The sequence below is a fragment of the Pseudomonas hamedanensis genome (assembly GCF_014268595.2).
Classification (GTDB): domain Bacteria; phylum Pseudomonadota; class Gammaproteobacteria; order Pseudomonadales; family Pseudomonadaceae; genus Aquipseudomonas; species Aquipseudomonas hamedanensis.
Genome location: NZ_CP077091.1, coordinates 4,738,749 through 4,756,184 on the forward strand (window position 1 = coordinate 4,738,749; position 17,436 = coordinate 4,756,184).

Consider the following 17,436-nt stretch of genomic DNA (forward strand, 5'->3'; position numbering starts at 1 on the left):
CTGCGTATGAACTTCGAGACCGTGATGAGCCAACCGTGGAGCCCTGACAGCTGGCGCGCTTTGCCGATCCAGCAACAACCGCAATACCCCGACGCCGCGCACCTGCGCCAGGTCGAGCAGACCCTGGCCAGCTATCCGCCACTGGTGTTCGCTGGCGAGGCGCGCGAGCTGCGCCGTCAGTTCGCCGAAGTCACTCAGGGCCGGGCGTTCCTGCTGCAGGGCGGCGATTGCGCAGAAAGCTTTGCCGAATTCTCTGCGGCGAAGATTCGTGACACGTTCAAAGTGCTGCTGCAAATGGCGATTGTCATGACCTTCGCCGCGGGCTGCCCGGTGGTCAAGGTCGGGCGCATGGCCGGTCAGTTCGCCAAGCCGCGCTCGGCCAATGACGAGACGATCGGCGGCGTGACTCTGCCGGCCTACCGTGGCGACATCGTCAATGGCATCGGCTTCGACGAGAAAAGCCGCGTGCCGGACCCGGAACGGCTGTTGCAGTCCTATCACCAGTCCACCGCAACCCTGAACCTGCTGCGCGCCTTCGCCCAGGGCGGCTTTGCCGATCTGCATCAGGTGCACAAGTGGAACCTGGACTTTATCGCCAACTCGGCGCTTGCCGAGAAATACAGCCACCTCGCCGACCGCATCGATGAAACCCTGGCGTTCATGCGCGCCTGCGGCATGGACAGCTCGCCGCAACTGCGCGAAACCAGTTTTTTCACCGCTCACGAGGCGTTGCTGCTGAACTACGAAGAAGCCTTCGTGCGCCGCGACAGCCTGACCAACGATTACTACGATTGCTCGGCGCACATGTTGTGGATCGGCGACCGCACCCGTCAGCTCGACGGCGCCCACGTTGAGTTCCTGCGCGGGGTGAACAACCCGATCGGCGTCAAGGTCGGCCCAAGCATGCACCCTGACGACCTGATTCGTCTGATCGACGTGCTCAACCCGGACAACGACCCGGGCCGCCTCAACCTGATCGCGCGGATGGGCGCGAACAAGGTCGGCGACCACCTGCCGGCACTGATCCGTGCGGTGCAGCGTGAAGGCAAACAGGTACTGTGGAGTTCCGACCCGATGCACGGCAATACGATCAAGGCCAGCAGCGGCTACAAGACCCGCGACTTTGCGCAGATCCTCGGTGAGGTAAAACAGTTCTTCCAAGTGCACGAAGCGGAAGGCAGTTACGCTGGCGGCATTCATATCGAGATGACCGGGCAGAACGTCACCGAGTGCATCGGCGGCGCGCGGCCGATTACCGAAGATGGCTTGTCGGACCGTTATCACACCCACTGTGATCCACGGATGAATGCCGATCAGTCGCTGGAGCTGGCGTTTTTGATTGCCGAGACTCTGAAGCAGGTTCGGCGCTAGATCGAGTCGCCCCGGATCGCGAGCAGGCTCACTCCTACACTTGGAATGCGTTTCCCCTGTAGGAGTGAGCCTGCTCGCGATGAGGCCGTTTCAGCTTCCATCAACCTGCGCCAATGCCGCCCGTAACCGAGCCGCACTCTCGCGCTGACAATTCAACTGCACGCGCGTCAACCCTAACCAATCGGCCATCCGCCGTAAATTCAAGGCCAGCGCCAGCATCCCCGCCTCGTCCAGTCCCGGCGCCTCTTCGTGCACCGCATGCACCGCCAACTGCCCCGCCGCTCGCTCGGCACGCAGGTCAACGCGCGCGGCGATCCGCTCGTTGTGCAAAAACGGCAACACGTAATAGCCATAAACCCGTTTGTGCTGCGGCGTATAAATCTCCAGCCGATAGCGAAAATCGAACAGACGCTCGGTGCGGCTGCGCTCCCAGATCAACGAATCGAACGGCGACAGCAGCGCGCTCGCCGAAACTTTACGCGGTATCTTCGGCGCCGGCAGGCAATAGGCGATCTGCCGCCAACCGGCAACTTCGCAGGTGTGCAATTGACCAGCCTCCACCAGTTCCGCCAGGCGCGGGCGCGCATCCGCAGGATTCAGGCGGAAATAATCACGCAGGTCTTTCTCCGTAGCGACGCCCAACGCTTGCGCCGCGTGCAGCAGCAAACCACGCTGGGCCTGGGCCTCGTCAGGCATTGTCTGTTGCAAAATTGCTGCGGGAAACACCCGCTCGGGTAAATCGTACAAACGCTCAAAACCCCGCCGCCCTGCCACCGTCACCTCGCCGGTTGCGAACAACCATTCCAGCGCAAGCTTTTCCACACTCCAGTCCCACCATGGCCCCGCCTTGTCCTGGCGGGTCGACAGACTGCCGGCGCCCAACGCGCCCTGCTCTTGAACCGCGCCCAGCACCCGGCGAATGACGTCCTGGCGCTCGCGGCCGAACGTTGCCAACTGCCGATAGATGTCCTCGCCACGCCTGGCGCGCTGCATGCGCCAGCGCATCAGCGGATACATCGACAACGGCAGCAATGAGGCTTCATGTCCCCAATATTCGAAAATCGTACGCCGACGGCCCGAGCTCCAGGCAGCCTGGTCGAGCAGATCCGAAGAATACGTACCGAGACGAGAGAACAGCGGCAGGTAGTGCGAGCGCACCACGGCGTTGACGGAGTCGATTTGCAGCAGGCCCAGCCGTTCGATCAGCCGGTTGAGGTGCGCAGCGTTGACGGTTGGCGGCTGGCGCCCGTTGAATCCTTGGGCGGCCAGCGCCAGACGTCGCGCCTGTTTGAGGGATAAGGCCAGTGTCGCGGGCATGAGCATCTCCTTGTCTGCTCGCAACCTACCTCAGCCGAAAGTGGTTTGTGTAGCGTTCGCTTGATCATTTATGCATCGGGTCGTCCCAGAACGGCCGCACCGACTCGTGCTCGACATCGGCACGACTGACGCCGATGTCCTTCAACGCTTCGTCGCTGAGACTGGCCAGCAATTCACGCTCGCGGTGCAATTCGTACCAGCGGCTAAACTTGTGCAGCAGGTCGGAAACAATATGGCCGTGGCCGGCATGTTCTACATCGCCTGGATACTCTCTTTGACCTTTCATCGTGTTGCCTCCTTTTGTGGATGGCTCAAGTCTCGCGCTGGCGCTAAGATCAATCCAACGAATGTTTCTGATGGCATGCATCACGGAGATTCATCAATTGTCGGCCTACCCCAGTATCGATACCGATGTCCTGCGCACCTTTGTCGCCATTGCCGATCAAGGCGGTTTCACCCGCGCCGGCGAGATGGTCAACCGCACGCAATCGGCGGTCAGCATGCAAATGAAGCGGCTGGAAGAAGACGTGTTGCAGCGCCAGCTGTTTGAGCGCGACGGCCGCCAGGTGCGGCTGACTGCCGAGGGCCAGGTGTTGCTCGGCTATGCGCGGCGCATCCTCAAGTTGCACAGCGAGGTGTTCAACACTTTGCGCGAGCCGCACATGGTCGGCACCGTCCGGATCGGCACGCCGGACGATTACGTGATGCGCTTTCTGCCAGGAATCCTGTCGCGGTTCGCGCAGTTCTATCCGCTGATTCAGATCGAAGTGCATTGCGAGTCGAGCAAGCAGTTGCTGCAACGCACCGATCTGGATTTGTCGATCGTTACGCGAGAGCCAGGCAACGAGCTTGGACAGCTATTGCGCAAGGAGCGGTTTGTCTGGGCCGAAGCACAGAACTTCAGCGCGCACGAACAGACGCCGCTGCCGCTGGCGATGTTCAACAGTGATTGTTTCTGTCGTTTGTGGGCGTGCAATGCGCTGGATGCGATGGGCCGCGATTACCGCATCGCCTACAACAGCAGCAGTTTGTCGGCGCTGATGGCCGTGGTCAGCGCGGGTCTGGCGATCACCGCACAACTGGAGAGTCTGATCACCCCGGACATGCGCATTCTCGGTGCCGACGAAGGCCTGCCGTTGTTGCCGGAAGCCAGCATCATGCTGATCCGCAACCTCAACAATCCGTCGCCGATCACCGAATGCCTGGCCGAGCACATCGTCGAAGGCTTCAAACTTTAAACGCGAGCATCACCGCACACAGCACCAGAAAACCGCAGAACAGCCCCCGCAGCAGTTTTTCCGGCAAGGCGTGGGCGACTTTCACGCCCCAACTGATGCTGGCCAGACCGCCGATGGCCAAAGGCAAGCCGATCATCCAGTTGACTTCGTGGTGCACCGCGTAAGTGACCAGGGTCACGCCGGTGCTTGGCAATGCCAGCGCCAGCGACAGACCTTGCGCCACCACTTGCGTGGTGCCGAACAGGCTGGTCAACACAGGCGTGGCCACCACGGCTCCGCCAACGCCGAACAACCCGCCCATGGTCCCGGACGCTGCGCCAAGCACGCCGAGCCACGGCCAGGAATAGCGCATCTCGGCGCTCGGCGCGGGTCGCCGGCCGAACATCTTCAGCAAGTTGTAAGCCGACAGCGCCACCAGAAACGCGACAAAGCCGATGCGCATGGTTTGCGCATCGATGCCCACCGCCCAGATCGAACCGAGCCAGGCAAAGCAAAAGCCCATCGCCGCCAACGGCAGCGCATGACGCAGTTCGATGCGATTGCGTTGGTGATAGCGCCACAGCGCCAGCATCACGTTCGGCACCACCATCACCAGCGCGGTGCCTTGGGCGATCTGTTGATCCAGTCCGAACCATACGCCGAGCAAGGGAATGGCGATCAAACCACCGCCGATGCCGAAGATTCCGCCCAAGGTACCCAAGGCGGCGCCAAACAACAGGTACAACAAAAGCTCCATCACAACCGTCATCCTCAAGCGTCAAGTGACCAATGCTACGCAGTCGCGCCTAGCGGGGAAACGCACAGCAACGCACAATGGCTATGCCGATTTTGCACAAGCGTGTTTTTCTGATGAATCCCAACCAATTGACCGACCAGCTCGGCTTGTTCCTTGATGTATTGGAGAGCGGCAGCTTTTCGGCCGCTTCGCGTCGCCATCCGCTGACGCCTTCCGCCGTGGCGCGGCGCATCGACAGCCTGGAAAGTGCGGTGGGCAGCCAGTTATTCGTGCGCAGCACCCATGCCGTACTCCCGACCTCGGCCGGCATGGCGTTTGCCGAACGAGCGCGACGGATCATCGCCGAGCTGCAACTGGCACGCGCCGAAGCCGTGTCCCTGAGCAGCGCACCTGAAGGGCTGATCCGCATCGACGCACCCGCGGCCTTCGGACGTCGGCATCTGGCGCCAGTGATTGCCGATTTTCTTTTGCTCTACCCCGGACTCGACGTGCAGATGCACCTGATCGACAGCTTCATCGACATGGCCGGCGCCAATCTGGGCAAGGTCGACCTGGTGCTGCGTGCCGGCCAACTGGCGGACACCCGATTGGTCGCGACACCGCTGGCAAGCATGGTCCGTGTCGCCTGCGCCAGTCCCGACTATCTGAAGCGCCGTGGCGTTCCCAATCACCCTGCGCAGTTGAACGAACACGACGGTCTGGACTGGGAAGGCCTTGCGCCGCCCTTCGCCTGGAAGTTCGAGGTGGACGGGCAGATGCAGTTGCATCGTCCGTCGCGCATACGCCTGAGCGCCAACAATGCCGAGGCCCTGGCGTGTGGCGCGGCGGCGGGACTGGGCGTCGCACACCTGCCAACCTGGCTGGCCAGCGAATACCTGCTGCGCGGCGAGTTGCTGCCGCTGTTTTGTGAACACGGCCTGCCGCCGCCGGAGTGCACCGGCATTTATGCGCTGCGGATGGAACAGCAGATTCATTCGCGCAGTCGTTTGTTGCTGGAGTACCTGAAAACCCGCTTCAGCCCGGTGCCGCCTTGGGACCTGGCTTTGCAACGGCAATTCGCTCGACACTGACCCGGGCATATTTATCTGGCGCATTAAAGATTCGAGCGCTAGATTTAAAACGATCAACGATCAAGGCTTTGACATGACTTCCGAACGCGACAATTGCGACGACTTGCTGCTCGACAACCAGGCGTGCTTCGCCCTGCACTCGACGTCGCTGATGATGACCAAGGTCTACAAACCGCTGTTGCAGGCGCTGGGGCTGACCTATCCGCAGTATCTGGCGATGATGGTGCTGTGGGAGCAAGACGGTTTGACCGTGGGGGAAATCAGCGCTCGTCTGCTTACCGATCCGGGATCGCTGACCCCGCTGCTCAAACGCCTGGAAGCGGAAGGCCTGCTTAGCCGCACCCGCAGCAAAGCGGATGAACGGGTGGTGATTGTCGAGCTGACCGAAGCGGGCCGGGCCTTGCGCGACAAGGCGCAAACCGTGCCTCAGTGCATTTTGGGTGCCAGCGGTTTCACCCTGGAGCGATTGCAGAAATTGCAGGCCGAATTGCAGGCACTGCGGGGGCATCTGCAAGACAGCCTCAACTGAACGCCACAGTCCCCTGTAGGAGTGAGCCTGCTCGCGATAGCGGTATTCCAGTCACCGCATATGTTGCCTGACAGAACGCTATCGCGAGCAGGCTCACTCCTACAGTAGAGCGCCTTCGCCTGAAAATATCTTTCGCCTTCAAATCCCCTCCGAGCCTTCTATCTCAACCCTCTCCAGCTGATTGATCTCTCGACAGTCACGTTATTTCAAATTTTCTCAAAAATTTATCTTGCGCGCTAAACATTAGCGCTATACATTCTCTTCACACCTACTTAGCGCGCAAACAATTAGCGCACAACATCACAACCAACGAGGCTCACACCATGCAAACTCTCTACACCGCAATCGCAACTTCCACTGGCGGCCGTGACGGTCGTGCGATCTCCAGCGATAACGTGCTTGACGTCAAACTCGCCACCCCCAAAGAACTCGGCGGTGCCGGCGGCGCGGCGACCAATCCGGAACAACTGTTCGCTGCCGGTTACTCGGCCTGCTTCATCGGCGCGTTGAAATTCGTCGCCAGCCAGACCAAACGCAAGATTCCGGACGACGCGTCGATTACCGCCCATGTCGGCATCGGCCAGATCCCTGGCGGTTTCGGTCTGGACATCGATTTGCACATCAGCCTGCCGGGCCTTGAACAAGCCGACGCACAAGCGCTGGTCGACGCAGCTCACCAGGTCTGCCCGTACTCCAACGCCACCCGTGGCAACGTCGATGTCCGTCTGCACGTCACCGTGTAATCACTCAAGCCCCCGGCCCGAACAAGGAAATTGAACATGAACACTTTCAGCAAAGTCTTGACCGGTACCCTTCTCGCCCTCTCGGTGCACAGCGCTTTTGCCGGTGATGTCGAACACAACACCCAGGCCTTTCTCGATGTGCTGAATTCAGGCAGCGGCAAGCCGATCGAGCAGCTGTCGCCCAAGGATGCCCGCGCCGTGCTGGTCGGCGCGCAGTCCGGGGTCAAGTTGACGCTGCCCAAAGCCGACGTCAGCGAAAAGACCGTGCAGGTCGATGGTCAATCGTTGAGCCTGACCATCGTCCGGCCGGCCGGGGTCAAGGGTGAGCTGCCGGTGTTCATGTTCTTCCACGGCGGCGGCTGGGTGCTGGGGGATTTCCCGACGCACGAACGCCTGGTGCGGGATCTGGTGGTCGGTTCAGGGGCGGCGGCGGTGTTCGTCAATTACACCCCTTCACCGGAAGCGCATTACCCGGTGGCGATCAACCAGGCCTACGCCGCGACTAAATGGGTGGCGGAACACGGCAAAGAGATCAACGTCGACGGCAAGCGTCTGGCCGTGGCCGGCAACAGCGTCGGCGGCAATATGGCGGCGGTTGTAGCGCTGATGGCGAAAGACAAAGGCACGCCGGCGATCAAATTCCAGGTGCTGCTGTGGCCGGTGACCGATGCCAACTTCGACACCGGTTCGTATAACCAGTACGCAGAAGGTCACTTCCTCACCCGCAACATGATGAAGTGGTTCTGGGACAACTACACCACCGACGCCAGGCAGCGTAACGAGATCTACGCCTCGCCGCTGCGCGCCACCACCGCACAACTCAAAGGCTTGCCGCCTGCGCTGGTACAGACCGCCAGCGCCGACGTGCTGCGTGATGAGGGCGAGGCTTACGCACGCAAACTCGACGAAGCGGGTGTGCCGGTGACGGCGGTGCGGTACAACGGCATGATCCACGATTACGGTTTGCTCAACGTGGTCAGCCAGGTGCCGGCGGTGCGGTCGGCGATGTTGCAGGCTTCGCAAGAGCTTAAGGAACACCTGAAATAACCACATCCCCCCCCTGTAGGAGTGAGCCTGCTCGCGATAGCGTCATTTCAGTCGACCTCTTCAGTGACTGAATCACCGCCATCGCGAGCAGGCTCACCCCTACAGGGGATTTGCGTTGTTGCACAAACCGCAGGCACAAAAAAACCCGACTCAATGGTCGGGTTTTTTCTTTCCGGAAAAAGCAGTGCTTATTTGGCACGGCCTTTGTAGGAACCGCCTTCGCGGGTATCGATCTCGATCATGTCGCCGATTTCGATGAAGTCAGCTACCGACAGCTCGGTACCGTTCTTCAGTTTGGCAGGCTTCATCACCTTGCCGGAAGTGTCACCGCGAGCGGAGCCTTCGGTGTAGTCAACCTGACGCACGATGGTGGTCGGCAATTCTACGGAAACCAGACGCTCTTCGAAGAACACGGCTTCGCAAACGTCGGTCATGCCTTCTTCAACGAAAGGCAGAACGCTTTCGATGTCTTCGGCGTTCAGTTCGTACATGGTGTAGTCAGTGGTGTCCATGAACGTGTAAGTGTCACCGCTGATGAACGACAGGGTGGCTTCTTTACGATCCAGGATCACGTCGTCCAGTTTGTCGTCCGCACCGTAAACGGTTTCGGTCTTGTAACCGGTCAGCAGGTTCTTCAGCTTGGTCTTCATGATCGCGCTGTTACGGCCCGACTTGGTGAATTCAGCTTTCTGAACCAGCCAAGGATCGTTGTCGATACGGATCACGGTACCGGGTTTGAGTTCTTTACCAGTTTTCATTGCGAATATCCGAATTTGGATGGGATTTACAAAAATCTAGGCCGCGTATCATATCCAATTTACATAAAACTGTACCAGCGCCGTGGCAAGATCGGCCTGCAAGGCCTGTTCCAGACACCATGCCTCGGCGTTTTCCTGCAGTGGTGGCCAGTGCTTGCGGGCTGCCAGCCAGTGCTCGCCGATCGGTTGACCGGCGTTCCAGGCGCGCCAGAGACCGTTCATCGCCTGGGCGGCTTCCGGTGGCAGGCCCTTGGTATAGAGCGCGAGGAAGGCGTCGAGCTTGTCCAGGTGGATGTCGTCATCCTGCTGATAGATGTGCCAGAGCATCGGCCGCCCCGCCCATTGCGCCCGCACGAAGGAATCTTCGCCGCGCACCGCGTTGAAATCGCAGCACCAGAGCAAGTGATCGTATTGGTCTTGCCGGACGAACGGCAGCACCTGCACGGTCAGCGTCTGGCGCGCCTGTATCGCGCCGACGGTGAGGGTTTCCACGCCCAGCCAGCGCGCCACATCGCCGAGAATCCGCCCTTCCGGCACCAGCAGGTGGGTCGGCGTCGCGTCGCCGGCCAGTACGTCCAGCCAACTGGCCAATCCGGTATTTTCGTAGGCAAACAGCGAGATCAACTGCGCATCGGGCGCGGGATCAATGCCCAACCCTTGCAGGAATTGTCGCTGCGCCGACCGATCCTGCTGAAACTGCCGACGCCGTTCGAGCAATCCGCGTTCACGCAGCAGACCACCCGTCCCCGGTTTGAAGCCCGGAAAGAAGAAGAACTTTTGCACCGTTTTGTATTTCACCGATGGCAAGCCGTGACAGCCGGTCACCCAGTCTTCGGCGCTGAGATAATCGAGGTTGAGCCACAGCGGCGGTGTTTCCCGCGCGGCCATGCTGTCCATGTAATTAGCGGGCAACTGGCAGGCGAAGGCAGCGATCACCACATCGGCGGCCTCGGCGTGGACCCACTCGCTCGGCCAGTGACGCACTTCGACACCCTGCTGCCATTGCTGCGCAAGATCGACGTCGATCTCTGGGCAGATGCGCTCGAACGCGTGCGAATCATCGACCCACAAGCGCACCGGCAAGGCATGTTCGGCCACCAGTTGCCGGGCCAGACGCCAGGTGACGCCGATGTCGCCGAAGTTGTCGACCACGGTGCAGAAAATATCCCAGCGGGTTTTCGGTTGCGGCATTCAAGACTCCCCGTTGGCAAAAACGCTGATTGTCCGCATAAATGATCTCGTGCAGAAGAGCCGACGGCGATTAATCTTCGTGCGACAATCGCGGCACTTGCCCGCAATCACCGCCAGGAGGCAGCCATGCCCTACCGCCCCAATCCGCGTCGCCCCTTGCCTGTTCAGCTTAGCGCGCTGCATTTGATTGGCAGCATAGCTTTGGGCCTGTGGCTGGGCTTCGTCGCCATCGCACTGACCTGCTGGCTGCTGTCGCGTTTTATCTTCCCCGAGCAACTGGCGCCTGTCGCCCAAGCGGTGCAGCAGAGAGTCAATCCACCCGCGACGGCGCCAGTACCCGTGCAAGTTCAGCCGGACATCCCGGCGCAAAGTCCACTGTTCCAACAGTACGAAGAAAACCTGCGCAAGAACGAACAACAGGCCCGGCTGGATCAGGCGCGCGCCAGTTCGCGTAATGCCTCGAATCCCAAATGCCAGTTCTGGCTGCAACAGGACCAGACCGCGCCGACTGAAAAGAGCCGCGCCAACGTTTTGCAATTCTGCGATTGACCATGAACAAACAGACCGTCCACCAATTGATTCTCGACAAGCTGCGCATCGACCTCGACATCGCCGAGCGTGCTGCGCAGACCGCTTACGAAACCGCGACCCACGAAGAGAACATCGCTGAAAACAAGTACGACACCCTGGGGCTGGAGGCGTCCTATCTGGCGGCGGGTCAGGCGAAACGGGTCGAGGAAATCCGTCAGTCACTGGCGCTGTGCCAAAACCTGACGTTGCGCGCCTACGATGAAAATCGCGGGATCGAAGTCGGCGCCCTGCTCGGTCTGGAGGACGAAAAGGGGCGCGAGCAATGGCTGTTTCTGGCACCGGATGCGGCAGGCCTGAAAGTCGACGTGGTCGGTCAGCCGATTACCGTCATCACCCCGCGCTCGCCGCTGGGCAAAAGCCTGCTGGGCAAGTTCGAGGGCGATGAGGTGGAAATTCTGGTGGCGGGCACCCGGCAACAGTTTGCTGTCACCGAGGTGCTTTGAAGCAGCGGATCAGTGAACCGGCAGTTCGACGCCATCGAACAGTTCTTCCAGTTCCTGCTTGTTGTGGCATTGAATGGCCTTGGCCATGACTTCCCGGGTCAGGTGCGGGGCAAACTTCTCGATGAAGTCGCACATGAAACCACGCAGGAACGTGCCGCGACGGAAACCGATCTTGGTCACGCTCGACTCGAACAGTTCACTGGCATCCAGCACCACCAGGTCGCTATCGAGTTTGGTGTCGACGGCCATTTTCGCCACGATGCCCACGCCCAGGCCCAGACGCACGTAGGTTTTGATCACGTCGGCGTCAGCGGCAGTGAACACCACTTTCGGCGTCAGGCCGCGATGACTGAAAGCTTCGTCGAGTTTCGAACGGCCGGTGAAGCCGAACACATAGGTCACGATCGGGTATTCGGCCAGGGCTTCAAGTGTCAGCTTCGGCAGTTTGGTCAGCGGATGGCCCTGAGGCACGACCACGCAGCGGTTCCAGCGGTAGCACGGCATCATCACCAGATCGCCGAACAGTTCCAGCGCTTCGGTGGCGATGGCGAAATCGACGGTGCCATCAGCGGCCATTTCGGCAATCTGCATCGGCGAGCCCTGATGCATGTGCAGCGCCACGTCCGGGTATTGCTTGATGAAATTGCTGATCACCGGCGGCAGGGCGTAACGCGCCTGGGTGTGAGTAGTGGCAATCGACAGCGTGCCTTTCTTCTCGTTGGAGAATTCCTGGGCAATCTGCTTGATGCTTTCGACCTTGCGCAGAATCTCGCCGGCGGTGGTAATGATGCGCTCACCGGCCGGGGTGACGCGGGTCAGGTGCTTGCCGCTGCGGGCGAACACTTCTACGCCCAGTTCGTCTTCCAGCAGGCGAATCTGTTTACTGATGCCCGGTTGCGAGGTGTAGAGGCTTTGGGCGGTAGCGGAAACGTTGAGGTCGTGGTGCGCCACTTCCCAGATGTAGCGCAGTTGTTGAAGCTTCATATGAATCCCTCAAAGCAGAAAGACGCCACGGGCATCAGCGACGGTATATAACTATATTAATGGTTTGGATAATAAATCTAGAACTTTTTTATCAAAGCGCCATTATTCTGCCTCAGCGATCCTCCCGGCGCCGGCGCTCCACCAATGGCACCAGATACACCGGCACCTTGGCCAATTGCAGGACCCGCGCTGCCGTGCGCCCCAACGGTGTTTCCGCACCGACCCCGTGGCTGTGACTCCCTACGATCAGTAAATCGACGGAGAGTTTCTGCACCTGGTCGAGAATCACCTGCGACGGATCGCCCTGCAGCACGCGCACCGCGCGAATGCGCTGCAAGTCCTGCTCGCCCTCGTCCCCCAGTTCTTCACGAAAGCTGTCCAGCACCCGCTGCTCGATGTTGGCGATGACAGTTTTCAGACCCTGACTATGGAATTCGTTCAATGCCTGTTCGTCGAGGTAGCTCTGCAACACCGACTCGGCAAACAGGCCCATGGGTTCCACCGCATGCACCACATACAGATCGGCATTGAATGTTCGCGCCAGCGCCAGGGCATGCTGCATCACGAACGGTGCGTAAAGACCGAGGTCGGTGGCATACAGCATTGAGCGAATCATGGGACCTCCTCGCGAGCCAACGATGGCGGAGATTGATTCAGCTTAGCAGTGCCTCGGCGAGTACGACGTGTGACGCAATGTCCTGAACCAGAAGGCTCTAGATCGAAGGTTCGTTGCTGATGCCGTGCGGCACATGGCCGGTGGCGACCACCTCTCGGGCCAGTTCGCAGTGGCCGGTCTGGTCATCGAAGAACACGTCAGCGGCGAACGCTTCAAGGAATGCGGATTTGGTCAGACCACCAAGAAACAGCGATTCATCGAGGCGGATGTCCCATTCGCGCAAGGTGCGGATCACCCGCTCATGGGCCGGCGCCGAACGCGCGGTGACCAGCGCCGTGCGGATCGGGCAGGCATCGTCGGGAAACTCGCGCTGCAACAGATTGAGCGCCGCCAGAAAACCTTTGAACGGCCCGCCCCGCAACGGCTCGCGGGCCGATTCGCGCTCTTTGGCCTGAAACGCTTCGAGCCCGCCGGACTGATAAATGCGTTCAGATTCGTCGGAGAAGATCACTGCGTCGCCGTCGAAGGCAATGCGCAATTCATCGCTGGCCGCGCGGCTCGCGCCACCGGACAGGATCGTCGCTGCGGCGAAGCCGGCGTCGAGGGCGGCGCGTACGTCCTCGGCATGAGTCGACAGAAACAAATCACAACCAAACGCTTTCAGGTAGGGATACGGACTGCGCCCGCCCACGAACGCCGCCCGGGAAATCGCCAGGCCGTAATGGTGAATCGAGTTGAACACGCGCAGCCCGGTGTCGGCGCTGTTGCGTGATACCAGGATCACCTCGACCCGCGCACGGCCGAGGCGGCTGTTGAGGCTCAGCAGTTTTTCCACCAGCGGGAAGGCATCGCCCGGCGCGAGAATCTCGTCTTCATGTTCGATCTGGTATTGCCGATAGGCTTCGACGCCGCTCGACAGGTAGACCTTGTGGCTTTCGCTCAGGTCGAACAGCGCACGCGACGAAATCGCCAGCACCAGTTTGTCATCGATATTGTTGGCCATGCCTTCCCCCGCCTTGCCCAGAAAAACTCAAAGGTTGCCACGATCGATAAAACACAGACTGCGATACAACGCATCTATGCGCGACAATTCACAGCCTGCCGCTTTTGCCGCCGCCAGTGGCCGAGCGTAAATCGCCTCCAGCTCCAGTGGTCGTTTATGTCGGAAATCGTGGTACATGCTCGGCCAATAGTCGGGCATTTTTTCGGTCATGGTGAACAGGTAGTCAGCGTATCCCGGCGCAATGTCGTGGCCGCAGGCCTTGGCGCCCCGCACCACTTCGGCCATCAGCGCCTGAATCAGCACGCGGCTGTCGGCATCGGCCATCAGCGGCGTGGTGCCGGCGCCCAGCAGCACCGAAAGACCGTTGTAGGGAATATTCCAGACCAGCTTCTGCCAGCGCGCCTGATGCAGGTTAGCCATCGCCTGGGAATCGATGCCGGCAGCGCGGAACAGCCCGGCGCCCTCCTCGACAATCGCCTGACGCGCCGCGTCAGCGATGGCCGGGCCGCTGTGATAACCGACGTTTACTGCGCCGAGGGCCTGATGGGTTATCAGCCCCGGGCCGTCGCGGTGCACGCAGATCAGGCACAGACCACCCAGCAGATGCAGCGAATCCGCTAACAACGGCCGCAGACTGTCTTCGACATCAAGACCGTTTTGCAGCAACAGCACTTTTGCATCGGGTTTGGCCGCTTGAATGATCGCTGGTGCCAGACCGACGTTGCTGGTGGTTTTCGTGCCGACCAGCAACCAGTCGCAGGGCGGCATGTCTTCGGCGGCGGAGTAGGTATTGGCCGGATGCAGCGTCAACGGGCCGTGCACCGCACTGTTGATCTGCAAACCGCGCTCAGCCACTGCGCAAAATTCGCTGCGCAACAAAAAGTGCACATCGAAACCGGCACGCGCCAGCATCACCCCGTAAAACCCACCGATCGCACCGGTGCCGATAATGCCCACCACCGGTTTGTTCACTGTCTCGCTCATGGCAACTCCTCTGCAGTTCGACCCAGCGCCTGAGCCACGGCCTGGTTCAAGTCATCGACCGTCAGGCGCGTGTGCAAGGCACCAAAGAATTCGCCGTCGCGCACCACAAACAGCGCCGGCAAATGAAACACCTGGTAGCGCTGCACCAATCCGCCGTTCACGCCAGCATCGATCCAGCACAGGCGATCAACCGCCAGCGCCATTCCCGGCAGGACTTCGCGGGCATAGCGACAACTGGCGCAGCCGAGGCTGGTAAAAATCACCAGCGAAACACCGCTCATCGCCAACAGCTGCTGGTCGGCGTCGAAATCGGTCAGCTCGGATTCGACCACTATACTGGGGGAAACAATGTCAGATGGCCGACACAGGGAGTCTGTGCTCATGGGACGTTTCATACCTCATCCGGAGGAAGTGCCGGTTGAATTAACCTTGCTCAAGCCTGAGTGCATTTCCCGACAACAGCTGCACACTATCAGCCTCGGCGGCATCGCTTGCAATTACCACCGTGCCTGGCGCCATGGCACCGCCTTGCAGGTACGCCTGCCGACGCTGCACGCCGACATCTGCTTTGCAGGCTTCGTCGCCTGGTGCCTGCGGCGCAAAAAGGGCTATCTGGTGGGGATCGCCTTTACCGATGAACAGACGCTGTTCAGCGCAAGAATGGGTGAGCAGGTGTGTCAGATCGAGCGTTTCTGTCGCCAGAATGACCCCCACGATGATCTCCAGGCCATTCAGCAACTGGCCCTGCAATGGGTCGAGCAACACGCCGACGAGTTCTCCGATGATCGCCTGCGCGAGGCTTTTACGCAGCCAGCGCTGGACTAAAGCACCGTTTGCCCATTGTCGAGCCGCGTCTGACGCGCTAAGGTTCGGCTCCCCCGACGCGCTAAATCTGCTGTGCTCCGCCGCGCGGGGATCGCTGGCGGCCGGCATCCGTGACCTGACGAGTAAACGATGGCTGATTTACCGATCAACGACCTAAACGTCGCCTCTAACGAGACCCTGATCACTCCCGATCAGCTCAAGCGTGATATCCCCCTGAGCGACGCCGCCTTGCGCACCGTCACCAAGGGCCGCGAAGTCATTCGCAACATTCTCGATGGCACCGACCACCGTCTGTTTGTCGTGATCGGCCCGTGCTCGATCCACGACATCAAGGCCGCCCACGAATACGCCGATCGTCTCAAGGTACTGGCCGAGGAAGTTGCCGATACCCTGTATCTGGTCATGCGTGTGTATTTCGAGAAGCCGCGTACCACCGTCGGCTGGAAAGGCCTGATCAACGATCCGTACCTGGATGACTCGTTCAAGATTCAGGATGGTCTGCACATCGGTCGCCAGTTGCTGCTGGATCTGGCCGAAAAAGGCCTGCCGACCGCCACCGAAGCCCTCGACCCGATCTCCCCGCAGTATCTGCAGGACCTGATCAGCTGGTCGGCCATCGGCGCGCGTACCACCGAATCGCAGACTCACCGCGAGATGGCCTCCGGCCTGTCCTCCGCCGTCGGCTTCAAGAACGGCACCGACGGCGGCCTGACCGTGGCGATCAACGCCTTGCAGTCGGTGTCCAGCCCGCACCGTTTCCTCGGTATCAACCAGGAAGGTGGCGTGTCGATCGTCACCACCAAGGGCAATGCCTACGGTCACGTGGTGTTGCGTGGCGGTAACGGCAAGCCGAACTACGATTCGGTCAGCGTCGCCCTGTGCGAGCAGGCGTTGAACAAGGCGAAGATCAAGCCGAACATCATGGTCGACTGCAGCCACGCCAACTCCAACAAGGACCCGGCCCTGCAGCCGCTGGTGATGGAAAACGTCGCCAACCAGATCCTCGAAGGCAATCAGTCGATCATCGGCCTGATGGTCGAGAGCCACCTGAACTGGGGCTGCCAGGCAATCCCCAAAGACCTTGCCGACCTGCAATACGGCGTGTCGATCACCGATGCCTGCATCGACTGGTCCGCCACCGAAAACACCTTGCGCAGCATGCATGCCAAGCTCAAGGACGTATTGCCGAAGCGCCAGCGTACTTAAGCAGGGTTTCGCACGCATAAAAAAACGCCGGGCATTGCCCGGCGTTTTTGTGTGTACGCGCTTCAGATCTTTGCGGCGCGACGCTGATGGCGTTCCATGTAGCGCTCGACGTAGGAGCACGACGGGATCACCGTGTAGCCCATTTCCTCGGCGTATTGCAGCGCCCTTTCGGTCAGCGCGGCGGCAATGCCACGGCCACGCAAGGCGTTGGGCACAAACGTGCGATAGATATCCAGGGTCTGTTTCCCCAGATCCATGTACGTCAGGTAGGCACGATGACCGTCCACACTGGTCTCGAACTGATGACCAGCCTGGTCATGGTGGATGGACAACGCCTCGCTCATCACTACTCCTCGCGGGTCTTGAATTCTGACCCTACCTTACCGATGTTTTTCCGGCGAAGGAACATCTACGCCACCCCGTGCCTGTTGGGCACCGAGAAGAGCCACACCGATCCCGCGCAACCGGGCACCTGATAAATAGTAGGCACCATTGGCAAAAATGCTCAAGGTGCACTCGTCATCGAGGGGCTGGCGGGGGTGGCTCCGATGGACGCAGGGTGGGCCTGGGTAACGCTCTTCCCGGGCCGCTCACCTGAACATTGCCGGATGTTGAGACTTAAGACGTGCACGCTTTTTTAAAGTCACCTCAACATGGGCAAAGATAAGCGAAGCCGTGCACAAAATCGGAATAAAAGTGTGGACGTATTTCATCTACGCGGACTTTTACCGAAAGCAACAAAAACACTGCACAGCGGCGGGAACTTTTTCTGATCGAGTCACTC

The 17,436-nt window shown here is 60.2% G+C and carries 21 protein-coding genes; 10 read left to right on the top strand and 11 right to left on the bottom strand.

What is annotated here, in order from left to right; translation table 11 throughout:
- The first annotated feature begins 24 nt into the window (after positions 1–24).
- Complete coding sequence (locus HU739_RS20600) at positions 25–1,371, top strand: class II 3-deoxy-7-phosphoheptulonate synthase (RefSeq protein ID WP_186547176.1); 1,347 nt, start codon at positions 25–27, stop codon at positions 1,369–1,371.
- Between the two features lie 90 nt (positions 1,372–1,461).
- On the opposite strand, the gene HU739_RS20605 is transcribed toward HU739_RS20600, so the two are convergent.
- The gene (locus HU739_RS20605) at positions 1,462–2,688 is read right to left on the bottom strand and encodes a winged helix-turn-helix domain-containing protein (protein WP_186547099.1); all 1,227 of its coding nucleotides are present in this window, start codon (positions 2,686–2,688) and stop codon (positions 1,462–1,464) included.
- 64 nt (positions 2,689–2,752) lie between these two features.
- Positions 2,753–2,974 carry a DUF1127 domain-containing protein gene (locus tag HU739_RS20610; protein WP_186547098.1) on the bottom strand — a complete coding sequence of 74 codons (222 nt, stop codon included), beginning with the start codon at positions 2,972–2,974 and terminating at the stop codon, positions 2,753–2,755.
- A 97-nt stretch (positions 2,975–3,071) separates the two neighbouring features.
- Here HU739_RS20610 and HU739_RS20615 point away from each other — a divergent pair, with 97 nt between their 5' ends.
- The gene (locus HU739_RS20615) at positions 3,072–3,926 is read left to right on the top strand and encodes a LysR substrate-binding domain-containing protein (RefSeq protein ID WP_186547174.1); all 855 of its coding nucleotides are present in this window, start codon (positions 3,072–3,074) and stop codon (positions 3,924–3,926) included.
- Here the strand turns inward: HU739_RS20615 and HU739_RS20620 are convergent.
- On the bottom strand, positions 3,916–4,665 hold the full coding sequence (locus HU739_RS20620) for a sulfite exporter TauE/SafE family protein (RefSeq protein WP_186547097.1): 750 nt from the start codon (positions 4,663–4,665) through the stop codon (positions 3,916–3,918). The two genes, HU739_RS20615 and HU739_RS20620, sit on opposite strands and share 11 nt — an antisense overlap.
- Before the next feature lie 110 nt (positions 4,666–4,775).
- Here HU739_RS20620 and HU739_RS20625 point away from each other — a divergent pair, with 110 nt between their 5' ends.
- The 4 genes from HU739_RS20625 to HU739_RS20640 all read left to right on the top strand — a co-directional run bounded on the left by HU739_RS20625 (position 4,776) and on the right by HU739_RS20640 (position 8,051).
- A complete protein-coding gene (locus HU739_RS20625) occupies positions 4,776–5,732 on the top strand; it encodes a LysR substrate-binding domain-containing protein (RefSeq protein WP_186547175.1) in 957 nt (318 codons plus the stop codon).
- 73 nt (positions 5,733–5,805) lie between these two features.
- Entirely contained in the window at positions 5,806–6,261 is a 456-nt protein-coding gene (locus HU739_RS20630; RefSeq protein ID WP_186547096.1) for a MarR family winged helix-turn-helix transcriptional regulator, read from the top strand.
- A 323-nt stretch (positions 6,262–6,584) separates the two neighbouring features.
- Entirely contained in the window at positions 6,585–7,004 is a 420-nt protein-coding gene (locus HU739_RS20635; protein WP_077573935.1) for an organic hydroperoxide resistance protein, read from the top strand.
- Between the two features lie 36 nt (positions 7,005–7,040).
- The gene (locus HU739_RS20640) at positions 7,041–8,051 is read left to right on the top strand and encodes an alpha/beta hydrolase (RefSeq protein WP_186547095.1); all 1,011 of its coding nucleotides are present in this window, start codon (positions 7,041–7,043) and stop codon (positions 8,049–8,051) included.
- A 188-nt stretch (positions 8,052–8,239) separates the two neighbouring features.
- Here HU739_RS20640 and HU739_RS20645 read toward each other — a convergent pair whose 3' ends face one another.
- Together HU739_RS20645 and earP are read right to left on the bottom strand one after the other, a co-directional pair.
- The gene (locus tag HU739_RS20645) at positions 8,240–8,809 is read right to left on the bottom strand and encodes an elongation factor P (RefSeq protein WP_003226785.1); all 570 of its coding nucleotides are present in this window, start codon (positions 8,807–8,809) and stop codon (positions 8,240–8,242) included.
- 48 nt (positions 8,810–8,857) lie between these two features.
- Positions 8,858–10,000, bottom strand: coding sequence for an elongation factor P maturation arginine rhamnosyltransferase EarP (gene earP / locus HU739_RS20650; protein ID WP_186547094.1), 1,143 nt, complete (start codon positions 9,998–10,000; stop codon positions 8,858–8,860).
- Between the two features lie 126 nt (positions 10,001–10,126).
- Between earP and HU739_RS20655 the strand changes: the two genes are divergently transcribed.
- Together HU739_RS20655 and HU739_RS20660 are read left to right on the top strand one after the other, a co-directional pair.
- The gene (locus HU739_RS20655) at positions 10,127–10,549 is read left to right on the top strand and encodes a hypothetical protein (protein WP_186547093.1); all 423 of its coding nucleotides are present in this window, start codon (positions 10,127–10,129) and stop codon (positions 10,547–10,549) included.
- 2 nt (positions 10,550–10,551) lie between these two features.
- The gene (locus HU739_RS20660; protein ID WP_186547092.1) at positions 10,552–11,034 is read left to right on the top strand and encodes a GreA/GreB family elongation factor; all 483 of its coding nucleotides are present in this window, start codon (positions 10,552–10,554) and stop codon (positions 11,032–11,034) included.
- Positions 11,035–11,043: 9 nt separating this feature from the next.
- Here HU739_RS20660 and cysB read toward each other — a convergent pair whose 3' ends face one another.
- The 5 genes from cysB to HU739_RS20685 form a co-directional block, all read right to left on the bottom strand.
- Positions 11,044–12,018 (bottom strand): HTH-type transcriptional regulator CysB, encoded by a 975-nt coding sequence (gene cysB, locus HU739_RS20665; RefSeq protein ID WP_003199376.1) that lies wholly within the window; start codon positions 12,016–12,018, stop codon positions 11,044–11,046.
- 112 nt (positions 12,019–12,130) lie between these two features.
- Positions 12,131–12,634 (bottom strand): universal stress protein, encoded by a 504-nt coding sequence (locus HU739_RS20670; RefSeq protein ID WP_186547091.1) that lies wholly within the window; start codon positions 12,632–12,634, stop codon positions 12,131–12,133.
- A gap of 97 nt (positions 12,635–12,731) precedes the next feature.
- Positions 12,732–13,637: a 5'-nucleotidase gene (locus tag HU739_RS20675; protein ID WP_186547090.1), complete on the bottom strand. Its 906-nt coding sequence runs from the start codon at positions 13,635–13,637 to the stop codon at positions 12,732–12,734.
- 27 nt (positions 13,638–13,664) lie between these two features.
- Positions 13,665–14,621 (bottom strand): putative 2-dehydropantoate 2-reductase, encoded by a 957-nt coding sequence (locus tag HU739_RS20680; RefSeq protein ID WP_186547089.1) that lies wholly within the window; start codon positions 14,619–14,621, stop codon positions 13,665–13,667.
- A complete protein-coding gene (locus HU739_RS20685; RefSeq protein ID WP_186547088.1) occupies positions 14,618–15,004 on the bottom strand; it encodes a thioredoxin family protein in 387 nt (128 codons plus the stop codon). Before HU739_RS20685 ends, HU739_RS20680 begins: the two co-directional genes overlap by 4 nt.
- Between HU739_RS20685 and HU739_RS20690 the strand changes: the two genes are divergently transcribed.
- Together HU739_RS20690 and HU739_RS20695 are read left to right on the top strand one after the other, a co-directional pair.
- Positions 15,003–15,446: a PilZ domain-containing protein gene (locus tag HU739_RS20690; RefSeq protein ID WP_186547087.1), complete on the top strand. Its 444-nt coding sequence runs from the start codon at positions 15,003–15,005 to the stop codon at positions 15,444–15,446. The genes HU739_RS20685 and HU739_RS20690 overlap by 2 nt on opposite strands.
- A gap of 129 nt (positions 15,447–15,575) precedes the next feature.
- Positions 15,576–16,652 carry a 3-deoxy-7-phosphoheptulonate synthase gene (locus HU739_RS20695; protein WP_186547086.1) on the top strand — a complete coding sequence of 359 codons (1,077 nt, stop codon included), beginning with the start codon at positions 15,576–15,578 and terminating at the stop codon, positions 16,650–16,652.
- 62 nt (positions 16,653–16,714) lie between these two features.
- Here the strand turns inward: HU739_RS20695 and HU739_RS20700 are convergent, their stop codons facing one another.
- A complete protein-coding gene (locus tag HU739_RS20700; protein WP_186547085.1) occupies positions 16,715–16,996 on the bottom strand; it encodes a GNAT family N-acetyltransferase in 282 nt (93 codons plus the stop codon).
- Positions 16,997–17,436: the final 440 nt, after the last annotated feature.

Excerpts from the sequence above, each read along its gene's own strand:
- HU739_RS20610 (WP_186547098.1), bottom strand. The coding sequence starts at position 2,974 with ATGAAAGGTCAAAGAGAGTATCCAGGCGATGTAGAACATGCCGGCCAC.
- HU739_RS20680 (WP_186547089.1), bottom strand. The coding sequence starts at position 14,621 with ATGAGCGAGACAGTGAACAAACCGGTGGTGGGCATTATCGGCACCGGT.
- HU739_RS20685 (WP_186547088.1), bottom strand. The coding sequence starts at position 15,004 with ATGAGCACAGACTCCCTGTGTCGGCCATCTGACATTGTTTCCCCCAGT.
- cysB (WP_003199376.1), bottom strand. The coding sequence starts at position 12,018 with ATGAAGCTTCAACAACTGCGCTACATCTGGGAAGTGGCGCACCACGAC.
- HU739_RS20635 (WP_077573935.1), top strand. The coding sequence starts at position 6,585 with ATGCAAACTCTCTACACCGCAATCGCAACTTCCACTGGCGGCCGTGAC.
- HU739_RS20630 (WP_186547096.1), top strand. The coding sequence starts at position 5,806 with ATGACTTCCGAACGCGACAATTGCGACGACTTGCTGCTCGACAACCAG.
- HU739_RS20690 (WP_186547087.1), top strand. The coding sequence starts at position 15,003 with ATGGGACGTTTCATACCTCATCCGGAGGAAGTGCCGGTTGAATTAACC.
- HU739_RS20645 (WP_003226785.1), bottom strand. The coding sequence starts at position 8,809 with ATGAAAACTGGTAAAGAACTCAAACCCGGTACCGTGATCCGTATCGAC.
- HU739_RS20660 (WP_186547092.1), top strand. The coding sequence starts at position 10,552 with ATGAACAAACAGACCGTCCACCAATTGATTCTCGACAAGCTGCGCATC.
- HU739_RS20605 (WP_186547099.1), bottom strand. The coding sequence starts at position 2,688 with ATGCCCGCGACACTGGCCTTATCCCTCAAACAGGCGCGACGTCTGGCG.
- HU739_RS20700 (WP_186547085.1), bottom strand. The coding sequence starts at position 16,996 with ATGAGCGAGGCGTTGTCCATCCACCATGACCAGGCTGGTCATCAGTTC.
- HU739_RS20695 (WP_186547086.1), top strand. The coding sequence starts at position 15,576 with ATGGCTGATTTACCGATCAACGACCTAAACGTCGCCTCTAACGAGACC.
- HU739_RS20655 (WP_186547093.1), top strand. The coding sequence starts at position 10,127 with ATGCCCTACCGCCCCAATCCGCGTCGCCCCTTGCCTGTTCAGCTTAGC.
- HU739_RS20670 (WP_186547091.1), bottom strand. The coding sequence starts at position 12,634 with ATGATTCGCTCAATGCTGTATGCCACCGACCTCGGTCTTTACGCACCG.
- earP (WP_186547094.1), bottom strand. The coding sequence starts at position 10,000 with ATGCCGCAACCGAAAACCCGCTGGGATATTTTCTGCACCGTGGTCGAC.
- HU739_RS20600 (WP_186547176.1), top strand. The coding sequence starts at position 25 with ATGAGCCAACCGTGGAGCCCTGACAGCTGGCGCGCTTTGCCGATCCAG.
- HU739_RS20625 (WP_186547175.1), top strand. The coding sequence starts at position 4,776 with ATGAATCCCAACCAATTGACCGACCAGCTCGGCTTGTTCCTTGATGTA.
- HU739_RS20675 (WP_186547090.1), bottom strand. The coding sequence starts at position 13,637 with ATGGCCAACAATATCGATGACAAACTGGTGCTGGCGATTTCGTCGCGT.
- HU739_RS20640 (WP_186547095.1), top strand. The coding sequence starts at position 7,041 with ATGAACACTTTCAGCAAAGTCTTGACCGGTACCCTTCTCGCCCTCTCG.